This window comes from Dactylosporangium sp. NPDC051484, assembly GCF_040689395.1.
In the GTDB taxonomy this organism is placed as follows: Bacteria; Actinomycetota; Actinomycetes; order Mycobacteriales; family Micromonosporaceae; genus Dactylosporangium.
In genome coordinates this window covers 1-10,487 of the sequence record NZ_JBFAZX010000068.1, presented here as the reverse complement: position 1 = coordinate 10,487, position 10,487 = coordinate 1, and the positions used below count along the sequence as shown (strand labels likewise).

The following is a 10,487-nucleotide window of genomic DNA, read 5'->3' as shown; positions in this document are numbered from 1 at the left end:
AGTCGACGAGCCGGCCGCCGCGGACGTTACGGGCGGTGAGCACCTGCCGGCGCAGGAAGTCGGTCCGGTCGTCAGTGGCGTTGATCGGCATGCCCCTCCGGCCACCAGGGTTGGCCTCTACCGCACCGATGCTGCCGGTCACCCCCCGTAGACGGCGAATTCCCACAGCGAGTAGCCGTACTGTGTGCCGCGCTTGCTGGCCTGCATGCGCACGTACCGGACCGGCGGGTAGCCGGAGCTGCCGGCGATGACGTCGCCGCCGAAGCCGGAGCTGGTGGAGTACTGCTCCTGCCACGTGGCGCCGTCGGCAGAGGTCAGGATCGCGTACTCGACGGCGTAGGCGGTCTCCCAGAGCAGCTTGTAGGAGGTCACGGTGTACAGCTGTCCGAGGTCGACCTGCAGCCACTGCTCGTCGGAGAACTGGCTCGACCACCGGGTGGTCAGGTCGCCGTCGAACGCGGCGGACGCGGGGAAGTGCGCACTCTCGACCGACGAGGCCGTGGCGAGCTTGCCCTGCGCCAGGCTGCCGGGTGGCTCCGAGATGTACGGCACGCCCCACACCTGGAACTCGCGCAGTGAGTAGCCGTAGGGCGTACCTCGGGTGATGCCGTTCATCCGGACATAACGGGCAGGAAAACCGCTCGCGTCGCCGGTGTTGATCGGCGTCTCAGTGCCGCCGGTGTCGTTGCTGGTGAAGAACGGCGTCTCCCAGTGCACACCGTCGACGGAGGTGCGGATCTCGAAGGCCTTGGCGTAGGCCGCCTCCCAGCCCAGGACGATCTTGGTGACGGTGTACCGCCGGCCGAGGTCGATCTGGATCCACTGCGCGTCCGAGAACTGGCTGGACCAGCGGGTGGCGGGGTTTCCGTCGACCGCGGCGGATGCAGGGTAGGCCGCGCTCTGCACCGACGACGCGGTGACCGGCTTGCGCAACGACAGCAGCGTCGGGGCGGGCGGCGCGTCGGCGGCCAGGGCGGCGCGCGGCGCAACCAGACCGCCGAGAGCGCCGGCCACGGCACCGCGGAGGATCGTTCTTCTGCTCGGCATGGCCCACTCATTTCCGATCGGCGGCTCGGCATGGTCGGGAGAACGCTCTCTCGCCACAGAGTTCCGGTCCCATCGACGGCTGTCAAGAGTCGTTTCTGGCCACCGCCGACGGCGACTGCCGTGCAGCTTGGCCACTCCCGCGTCCGGCTGGAACTGTCCACGATGGACCCCGGCGATGACCGCTTCGACGCGAAGGTCACCGTGCTCATCGAGAACGTGCCCCACCACATCGAGGAGGAGGAGGAGGAGCACGACTGGTTCCCGAAGGTCCGCGAGGGCCTCGGCCGCAACCAGCTGCAGGAGCTCGGCGCGAGGATGGTGGAACTGCGGCCGAAGGCGCCGACGAAGCCCACCGAGCCCGCCGCGCTCAAGAATGCCCTCGACGCCGTCCGCGCCTGAGGCTGCCGCGAAGGGAGGGCCGGCGAAACGATGCCCAGCGCGATGAGCACGGTCCTCATCAACGCCGCTGGCGCCTATGCAGGCCCGGAGCCCATCGAGACCGCCGCCGGGGTGTGCCGCGCCGACCCTTGACCGCGGCCGGTCGCGGCTGCACCCCGGCGGCCAGCCATTGCGGCTACCGCGATGCCGTACGTGCTTCGGCCGCGTGCTGCTGTGTACGAACGGCGTAGTGTGTCGATCAGCTGTTGCTTGGTCATGGTGGACCGGCCAGGAACATCGGCCTTCTTGGCGAGCTCGTAGAGTTCGTCGCGTGGCGTCGCGCCGGCTACCGCTTCCGCCCCGTTCGGGGCTTCTGCACCGTCTGGCGGCTCGGATTACCGCCCCGGGCGTGGGGTTCGTTGCCGGCGGTGCATCGCCACCTTGGTATGCGCGACGTCATCGACGAGCATGCCCGGGCCGCGGTCACGAATTCGCCGCCGTCGTACAGCGCCGCCGCAAGGGTTGGCGAGACCATCGGATGTGCTGGACGAATTCGCGGCGCCGAACTCTGGATCGGACCAGATCGGACTGGTGGTGGTGACGTGACTCCTGCCGATGGAACTGATTGAACCGCCGCCGCCTGCAGGGCGGCGGCGGGAAACTGTTATCGCCCGGCGGCGTGCACGAGTTTGGCGCCCACGCCGGCGAGCATCCGGCTGGGGCGTTGCTGTTCGCCCTGCTGCGCGCCGAGCGCGACGATCGCGGTGGTGAGGGCGGGGGTGACCCACTGCAATGCCCGCAGCTGCTGCAGTGTGACGGCGACGTCGTGCGGGGTGGCGTCCGAAGGGACGGTACCGCCTTCAGCGGGGACCTTCCCGGCACGGGCCAGCCTGACGCCGAGTACGCCGCTGTAGGCCGTGGTCCCAATCGCGGCGAGGGTCAGCGCGGTCTTGACCGCGGTGTTCGCGGTGACACCGGACTGGCTGAGGACGCGGCCGCGGTTGGCGATGAGCAGTCCAAGTCCGCCGAGCAGGTGCGCGCCGATCGCCGCCGCGGACACCGGTGCCCACCGGGCCCAGCCACGGGCGGCGGTCCGGGTCCGGTCGTCGGGGTCGGTGACGTCCTTCGACGCACCGTTGAGACCGACCGCGCCCATGAGCGATCCGCCCAGCCAAACCGCCGCACCGACGTCGTGCAGCGTCCGGACCAGAGTGTGTTCCTCGTTCATGGCAATCTCCTCACGCGTTCGGGTGATGTCTGCGTTGCAGACATCAGCTCCTGACGCACTCGATGCCCCATGGGTCGGGTTCTACGCCCGCTCATGGGCTCTGCTGGCGATCGGCAAGCGTATTGACGCCGCCCTGTTCGTAGAGGTCTACGACGCGCTGTTTGCCCTGGTTACCCCAGGGCACTGCAGCCTCATGGAACGTGAACCTGCCTCGGTGACCATCTGTGAGGACGGCCCGTTGCTGCTGCGTGGGGCGACGAGCTCCAGGTGAAAGCGGACACGGCGCTTCAAAGAGTTCATCGAGCAGCGCGGCGCCGCCACGGGCGCGTGGCGTGGCGACATCCCGCGCCGCGACAGGTCTTGCCCGAGGTCGCCGTACACGCTGCCCCGGCGTCTGCCGACGGGTTCGTCGGCAACCTACGGGTAGGCGTCACTTCGGTACCGTCCGCCACCGCGCGCTGATTCCGGCAGCACCTTGTTCGCCATCTGCCGGACCCGAGGGTGAACAGCGGTGGACACTATGCGCACGCTCCAGGAAGAAAGAGGATTGCCGTTACCGGCACGGCCTGTGGTGCTACACGCGACGAGGACCGACCGCGTCAGATGCCAGCCCGGTTACACCTGCAGCAGCCCGACGACGACTGCTTCCGGACACGTCGGATGGTGCATGGCCGACCTCGCCAGCGCGCGTCGCTGTCCACGACCGCATCCTGACCGGCGAATCCTGAGAAGTTCATGAGCGGGAGCGCGCCCGGCTGCGCAGCAACTCGACCGCGATGGGCACCACAGATGCAACGACGACGGCGGCGAGGATCAGCTCAATGTTGGACTTCACGAACGCGATCTGGCCGAGGAAGTAGCCGAGCACCGTGACGCCGGTGCCCCACAGCGTGCCGCCGACGACGTTGTAGGCGACGAACGTGCGGTAGTGCATGCCGCTTGCCCCAGCAACGATCGGCGTGAACGTCCGCACGATCGGCACGAACCGGGCCAGCACGATTGAGCGGGGGCCGTAGCGGGCGAAGAACGTCCGGGCTCTGGCCAGATTCTCCTGTTTGAAGAGCCGGGAGTTCGGCCGCCGGAAAAGCGCAGGACCGACCCGCTGGCCGAAAAGGTAGCCGACCTGGTCCCCAGCGACCGCAGCGACCGAGACGAGCCCGCAGACCAGCCACAGCGGCAGGTGCAGGTAGCGGCCGTCGACCACGAGCAGGCCGGTGGTGAACAGCAGCGAGTCGCCGGGCAGGAAGAAGCCGATCAGCAACCCGGACTCGGCGAACACGAACGCAAGGACGCCCAACAGCCCGAAGGTCAAGATGAGCCATTCTGGGTCAAGAAAATGCACTGCTGATCCCTCACGACGGTCTGGTCAAGGTCGGGCGGGGCAACGGTAGGCAGGCGTTCCTGAAAATCCGCCGAACGTCAGATGCCGAGGGACCCCGCTGACCTGCGCCCCCAAACGCGTTGACAGTGCCGGGACATCGGCTGCACCTGGGCCAGGCTGGCCGCGACGTGGTCTACAACATGTGCCGTCGCCCCCGACGTCACCGATTCGGGGAGCCCCCTCGAACTCAGCGCGTTCTCAGGAAATCGCGGTCCATCCGGCGTCCGGGAAAGGCCGATGTAGCCGGCGCCGACGATGATCGCGGTGGTGGCGTGCCGCTCTGCGATGGACTGCAGCAGAGTAAGGGTGTCGTCCGTGGTGTGCGGGACGTGGGGCGCCGTCGTCGGCGCCGAGTTGTTCGAGGCCGCCGATCGGCGGCCGGGCGGGGACGGCGCCGGTGCCGACGTCGAGCCGGTCGTAGCCGAACATGGCCGCCAGTGCCGTCCGGGGTGATGGCGGTGACGGTCGCACGCCACACCAGGTGTCCGACCCCGTAGTCCACGGCGCGGCGGCAATAAGTACTCGCCACGCGCCGGCGCGTACGCGCACGATCCTTCCGGCGTTCACCCGTCTGCTGGTAGCCGATCGCCGACGGCTCCGCTACGGCGCTCGTGGAAACGCGGGCCGTGCTTGCGGTCCCTGACATGGGCGTAGGCCATGAGCGCGAACAGGACCGTGAGCAGGACCGCGGACGAGCCGAGTGTGCCCAGGTTCAGGCCGCCCTTGGCGGTGGGTTTGGTGAGGAAGTCGCCGGCGGTGGCGCCCAGCGGCCGGGTCAGCACGAACGCGGCCCAGAACAACGCGACATTCGGTACAACGGGAACGTACTTGAGGGCGGCCAGGGCCACGATGGCCCCGGTGACGAGCAGGGCCCCGCCGCCGTAGCCAAGGCCGGAGCTGTCGGACAGGAAGTCGCCCATCGAGGTGCCCAGCGTGTTGGAGACCAGGATCGCCGCCCAGAACAGCGCCTCGCCGCGGAACGTGTCGATGTCACGGATGGCGAACGTCAGCCCGGTGTACCGCCACGCCACGAAGATGGCGATCAGCAGCGCGACGAGGATCGCCGCGCCGGTCGGGTAGCCCAGTCCCAATCCTTGCGGCCCCCAGCCGAGCGTATCGGCGCCGGCGGGGAGGTACTTCGCGGTCGCGTCGCGGTTCATGAAGTCCGACATGGTCGTGCCGGCCATGCTCGTGGACAGAATGACCGTCCAGTAGAAGAAGGGGTTGTACCTGCGGGAACGCAACTGCACCAGCAACGTGACCACGAACATGCCGAACAGGGCGATCGTGGTGAGGAAGTACCCCAGCTCAAGGGTCTGGGCGAACAGGTCTCCGGCGGTCTCACCCAGGGTCGTGGCGGCGATCTTCATGATCCAGAACACGAGGGTGATCTCGGGCAGCTTCTTCATGACGTACCGGCCGCCGTGGGTGAACTGCGCTTTGTTGGCGTCCTCGGCATGCTTCACGAGAGCTCCTTGCACCAGTCGGTCGCCGGACCCGGCAACAGCGGGCAAATTTGGGCAAATCTACGCCAAATTGGATAAGAAACGCCTGAACAGCAGACATTCCCACCCTCAGGCTCGCCCGCCAAGCGGACCTGCAGCACTGGGAGACACCGCGACCCGTCGCCGACCACGCGCCCCTCGATCGGGCCGAGCCCGACCACGGCGACGACGGTCGCCCATCGCGACCTCGTCGAACGGCTCCTCGCTGCGGTGCGGATGCCGTGACGGCAGCGGCCCACCGGCGGCTGGAGCAGCCTGGGCCACGAGCAGCGCGGGTAGCAGCCGGCGGGCGCGGCGGCCCCAGAACGCGGCCAGGGCGATCCGGCCGGTGGTGCGCAGTTCGGCCAGCAGTAGGCCGGTGATGAGGAAACCGGACAGCACGTAAAAGGCGTCCACGCCGAGGAACCCGCCGGGCAGCCAGTCCGGATTGGCGTGGAACACCAGGACTGCGAGCACTGACAGCGCCCGCACACCATCCAGGCCGCTCGGACCGCGACCTCATTCCCGCCGTCGAGCTGTACGGCGCGGCCGCGCGCAACCACGCCCGGAAGGCCGTCACCCAGGCGTGGATGGCCCGCAGCCGCCGGGCACTGGAGCAGCACTTCGCTCCGACGACCGCCCGCGAACTCGACGCGTTCATCGAGGGCCTGGCCCTGCACAGCGCCCTGTCGACCGATCCGATGACGAGGGCGCAGGTCCTCACGGCCATCCACCGGCATCTGCGCTGGGTTACATGGTCGCCATCTCGGCGGCTTCCGCCCTGTGACTGGTTCGTACCGCCGGCGCGGTGAGGGCGGCGATGATGCAGAAGGCGAGCGGGAGCACGAGGGTGATGTTGAGCGGCACGATATGTGTGAGGGCGCCGATGACGGCGGGGCCGGCGAGCATGCCCAGGTAGCCGAGGCCGGCGACGCGGGAGACGTTGGTGGCGGCGGCCGCGGGGTCGATGTGCCCGGCGGCGCTGAACAGTTGCGGGATAGTGCCGGCGAGTCCGGCGCCGAAGAGGGTCCATCCGGCGAGTGCGACGGGGATCGACGGCGACCAGACCACCAGGGCCATGGCGAGCGCGGCGAGTGCGGAGCCCCAGCGCAGCACGGCGGCCGGGCCGACGCGGGCGGCGATGCGGTCGATGAGCAGCCGGCCGGCGGTCATGGCGGTGGAGAAGGCGCCGTAGGCGAGGGCGGCGGTGGACGGGTCAGCGTCAAGGACGTCGCGCATCGCCAGGGCGCTCCAGTCGGCGGCCGCGCCCTCGCCGAGCATGAGCATCAGGGCGAGCGCGGCGAGGATCCAGATCCGTAGCGGGGTGGAGCGGCGGCCGGGCTTGGTGGCGGGCCGCGCAGCGATCGTGGGCTCGGCGCGGGGCAGCAGGCCGGTGCTGGAGGCCAAGGCCAGGATCACCCCGGCGGCGGCGACCGCCGTCATGGTCGTGCCGGCGCTCCAGCCCCAGCTGAGCGTGCGGGCGGCGAGCAGGGCGGCGAGGACTCCGCCGATGGAGAACATGGCGTGGAAGGCCGACATGACTGGTCGCCGGTAGGCGGCCTCGACCTGGACGGCGTGGGCGTTCATGCCCACGTCCAGGCAGCCGTGCGCGAGTCCGAGCACGAACAGCGCCGCACCCAGGGTCCAGGCGTTGGCCGCCAGGGCGGGCAGGACGAGGGCGAGGCTGAGGAGGACTCCGCTCACTGGCACCACCCGGCGGGCGCCGCACCGGTCCGCCAGCGGGCCCACCACCTGCATGCCGAGGAAGGCGCCGCCGCCGAGCAGGAGCAGCAGCCAGCCGAGCGTCGCGTGGCTGATCCCGGCCCGGTGCTCGACGGCCGGGATGTGCACGACCCAGACCCCCTGCACGATGCCGCACAGCAGGAAGTAGGCGAAGGTGGCAGCCCGGGCCGCCCGCACAGTAACAAACATGTTTTTGAACATAACAAACATCAAATTCGTTTGGAATGTTGCATCCGCCACCGCAGTGGTGTTCAATAGCGGCATGACGATCAGTGACCGCCACCGGCGGATTCTCGACGCCGTGCAGCAGGCCGGCCAGGTCGGCGTGACCCAGCTGGCGGAGCTGACCGGCACCTCTGAGATGACCGTGCGGCGGGACCTGGAGCAGTTGGCCGATCAGGGGATGCTGGAGCGCTACCGCGGCGGCGCGCGCAGCCTCACCCTGCGCGGGGAGGAGCCTCCCTTCGCCGTGCGCATGCACGAGGGCAGCGACGCCAAGCGCCGCATCGCCGAGGCGGTCGCCGGCCTGATCGTCGACGGTGAGGCCGTCGTGCTCGACAGCGGCACCACCTGCCTGGAGGTCGCCCGCCTGCTCGCGCCGCGCCGGCTCACCGTCATGCCGCTGTCGATGCACGCGGCCAACGCCCTCGCCGGCGCCCCGCAACTGCGGCTGCTGCTGCCCGGCGGCGAACCCCGCCCCGACGAGCTCGCGCTCATCGGACCCCTCGCCGAGGCGTCGCTGGCCGCGCTGCGTTTCGACACCGCGATCCTCGGCTGCTGCGGGCTGACCCCGGCCGGGATGACCGCCTACGACCTCGCCGACGCCGCGATCAAACGGGCGATCATCGCCTCCGCCCACCGCGTCATCGTGGCCGCGGAACCGGCCAAGTTCTCCCGCACCGCCCTGGCCTACGTGGCGCCCGTCTCCGCCCTCAGCCTGGTCGTCACCACAGACGACGCATCCGACGGAGACACGAACGCGCTCGCCGCCGCCGGCACCATCGTCCACAAGGTGTGATCGACATGCCCGACGTCGCCCTGTTCGATCTGTTCGGTGTCATCGCCCGCCAGCAATCCCCGGCGGCCCAGCGCACAGTGGCCGCGACCACCGGCGTCCCGGCGCCCGCTTTCTGGGACGTCTACTGGCGGCTGCGCGCCCCCTACGACCTGGGCCAGATCACCGGCGCCGAGTATTGGCGATGGGTCGCAACCGCGCTGGGTACCGTCTTCGACGAGGACCGCGTCACCGCCCTCATCGCCGCGGACGTCGCAAGCTGGAGCGTCATCGACGACGACATGGTCGCCCTGATCGAACGGACCGCAGCGGCGGGTGTGCGCCTGGCGCTACTGTCGAACATTCCCGAGGACCTGGCCGCCTACTACGAACGGCACCACGGCCAGTGGCTGCGGCACTTCGACCTCGTCGCCTTCTCCTGCCGTATCGGCCGGGTGAAACCGGACGCCGGCGCGTACCTCTGGTGCTGCCGCAAGCTCGGCCTGGCACCCGATCGTGTGCTGTTCATCGACGACCGCGCTGAGAACGTGCACGCCGCTGAACGCCTCGGTTTGCACACCCACCTGTTCACCAGCCTGGCCGAGACGGCCCAGGTGATCGACGCCACCTGGCCGCAGCCTCGGTCCGACGGCCGGCGAGCATGAGCCGATCCCGGCCGAGCCTGGGCACCCTGCTCAAGCATGTGCATCGCAGCGGTCCGATGTCCCGCACTGCTCTGGCCCGCCGGATGGGCGTCAACCGCAGCACGATCATGGACCTGACTAGGGAACTTGCCGCCGCGGGCCTACTTGAGCACCAGCATGCGGCCGCCGGCTCAGGGGCTGGGCGCCCATCGCTGGTCGTCCGCCCGCGACCGGAGCGTGCCTACGTCCTGGCCTTCGACATCGGAACAGACCGGCTGGCAGCCGCCCGAGTCGGCCTCGGCGGGCAACTGCTGGACCGTCGCGAAGCCGACACGCCCACGCGCGCCGCCGGCCGGGACATGTGTGACGTCCTTGCAGAACTCGGCCAGCAGATGCAGCAGTCAGCCACACCGGGCTCCGCGTGCGTAGGAGCGGGAGCCGCGCTCGGCGCAGAACCCACGACCATTCTGACCGACCTGCGACACCTGCTGGGACGACCGGTTGCTGTCGGTCGCCGGGCCCAGCTGGCCGCCGTCGCCGAGCGAGAACGAGGCGCCGGGGCTGGTTTCCGCGACGTCGTCTACCTGCAGGGCGGTGACCGCGTGGACGGCGGCATCGTTGTCGACGGCGCGATACTCGGACGCCGCGACGGACAGACGCCCGCCATCGGCCATATGCTGGTCGATCCACAGCACGGACTACCATGCTCGTGCGGCTCACTCGGTTGCCTCGACACCAAACTCGGACGCTACGCCCTGCTGGCGGGCGCGGGACGTGACCCCGAGGCCGGCCATCGCGACGCTGTCCGGGCGATGGTGCGTGACGCTGCGGCAGGCGACCATACGGCCGCGAGAGCTCTCGCCATCGCAGGCGACTGGCTCGGCATCGCTGTCGCCAACCTGATCACCCTCATCCGCCCACAGGTCGTCATCCTCGACGGCACGCTGCGCCACCTATACGCCGGCGCCGCAGAACGGGTGCACGCGAGGATCGCCCATCACACCACGCCTGACACCCGATGGCCGACCCACCTGCGGCCCGGCATTCTCGGCCAGGACGCGGGCCTGCTGGGAGCCGCAGAGCTCGGCTTCGCCGCCTTCCTCGACGACCCGTTGCACATCACCGCCGCCAGCGCCTCATACCCGGGTCCACCGCACCAGTGACCCTTTGCAAGCGCGCGGCTTGCACTGGTTGGACCTTGAGCCCGGAAGCGCAGCCTCAACCAAAGATCGAATGAAGGCACATGCCGCAACACAACGCGCGGAGCTTCGGTGACCGGCGTTCCTCTATGAACATCACGGTGATCGCACTCATAGGTCGTCCGGAGCGGATCCCTGGCGTGACTCCCGGTTGCTCCGTGGTTGCTCGCTTGTCGCGGCCGGCTCGTAGGTTGCTCCGAAGGACGGGACCCCGCAGGGAGTCCCGTCCTGCGCTGAGCTTGATCAAACCGAAGACCAACTCGACGGCGAGACCCGCTTCGCCATGGGCGTGCACGCCGGACGTCGCGGTGGCAACGTGCGGCCGGACTGGACCGCTCCCCGTCGAAGCGACCGACTACCGCCCACGCAACGATCTTCCGTCGGTGGCC

The 10,487-nt window shown here is 69.5% G+C and carries 11 protein-coding genes and 1 pseudogene; 5 read left to right on the top strand and 7 right to left on the bottom strand.

The annotated features are described in order from the left end of the window. Positions 1-138 precede the first annotated feature (138 nt). Positions 139-1,047 carry a discoidin domain-containing protein gene (locus AB0367_RS38210; RefSeq protein ID WP_366231413.1) on the bottom strand — a complete coding sequence of 303 codons (909 nt, stop codon included), beginning with the start codon at positions 1,045-1,047 and terminating at the stop codon, positions 139-141. Positions 1,048-1,167: 120 nt separating this feature from the next. Here AB0367_RS38210 and AB0367_RS38205 point away from each other — a divergent pair, with 120 nt between their 5' ends. Beyond that, positions 1,168-1,446 carry a hypothetical protein gene (locus tag AB0367_RS38205; RefSeq protein ID WP_366231412.1) on the top strand — a complete coding sequence of 93 codons (279 nt, stop codon included), beginning with the start codon at positions 1,168-1,170 and terminating at the stop codon, positions 1,444-1,446. A gap of 236 nt (positions 1,447-1,682) precedes the next feature. On the opposite strand, the pseudogene AB0367_RS38200 reads toward AB0367_RS38205, so the two are convergent. Both AB0367_RS38200 and AB0367_RS38195 read right to left on the bottom strand, forming a co-directional pair. Further along, positions 1,683-1,742 (bottom strand): annotated as a pseudogene (locus tag AB0367_RS38200) (hypothetical protein); the annotation flags it as partial. A gap of 347 nt (positions 1,743-2,089) precedes the next feature. After that, positions 2,090-2,653, bottom strand: coding sequence for a hypothetical protein (locus AB0367_RS38195; RefSeq protein WP_366231411.1), 564 nt, complete (start codon positions 2,651-2,653; stop codon positions 2,090-2,092). A gap of 25 nt (positions 2,654-2,678) precedes the next feature. On the opposite strand from AB0367_RS38195, the gene AB0367_RS38190 reads away from it, so the two are divergent. Next, entirely contained in the window at positions 2,679-2,924 is a 246-nt protein-coding gene (locus AB0367_RS38190) for a hypothetical protein (protein ID WP_366231410.1), read from the top strand. A gap of 462 nt (positions 2,925-3,386) precedes the next feature. Here the strand turns inward: AB0367_RS38190 and AB0367_RS38185 are convergent, their stop codons facing one another. The 4 genes from AB0367_RS38185 to AB0367_RS38170 all read right to left on the bottom strand — a co-directional run bounded on the left by AB0367_RS38185 (position 3,387) and on the right by AB0367_RS38170 (position 7,462). Then, positions 3,387-3,995 (bottom strand): DedA family protein, encoded by a 609-nt coding sequence (locus tag AB0367_RS38185; RefSeq protein WP_366231409.1) that lies wholly within the window; start codon positions 3,993-3,995, stop codon positions 3,387-3,389. 602 nt (positions 3,996-4,597) lie between these two features. After that, the gene (locus AB0367_RS38180; RefSeq protein WP_366231408.1) at positions 4,598-5,500 is read right to left on the bottom strand and encodes a hypothetical protein; all 903 of its coding nucleotides are present in this window, start codon (positions 5,498-5,500) and stop codon (positions 4,598-4,600) included. Between the two features lie 108 nt (positions 5,501-5,608). Further along, complete coding sequence (locus AB0367_RS38175) at positions 5,609-6,010, bottom strand: hypothetical protein (protein WP_366231407.1); 402 nt, start codon at positions 6,008-6,010, stop codon at positions 5,609-5,611. Positions 6,011-6,268: 258 nt separating this feature from the next. Beyond that, entirely contained in the window at positions 6,269-7,462 is a 1,194-nt protein-coding gene (locus tag AB0367_RS38170) for an MFS transporter (RefSeq protein WP_366231406.1), read from the bottom strand. Between the two features lie 61 nt (positions 7,463-7,523). Here AB0367_RS38170 and AB0367_RS38165 point away from each other — a divergent pair, with 61 nt between their 5' ends. From AB0367_RS38165 to AB0367_RS38155, 3 genes are all read left to right on the top strand, one after another. Next, positions 7,524-8,279, top strand: coding sequence for a DeoR/GlpR family DNA-binding transcription regulator (locus tag AB0367_RS38165; RefSeq protein WP_366231405.1), 756 nt, complete (start codon positions 7,524-7,526; stop codon positions 8,277-8,279). Between the two features lie 5 nt (positions 8,280-8,284). Then, entirely contained in the window at positions 8,285-8,920 is a 636-nt protein-coding gene (locus tag AB0367_RS38160) for an HAD family phosphatase (RefSeq protein ID WP_366231404.1), read from the top strand. An 83-nt stretch (positions 8,921-9,003) separates the two neighbouring features. Continuing rightward, positions 9,004-10,062, top strand: a complete 1,059-nt coding sequence (locus AB0367_RS38155) for an ROK family protein (RefSeq protein WP_366231403.1) — start codon at positions 9,004-9,006, stop codon at positions 10,060-10,062. The last annotated feature ends 425 nt before the right edge of the window (positions 10,063-10,487 follow it).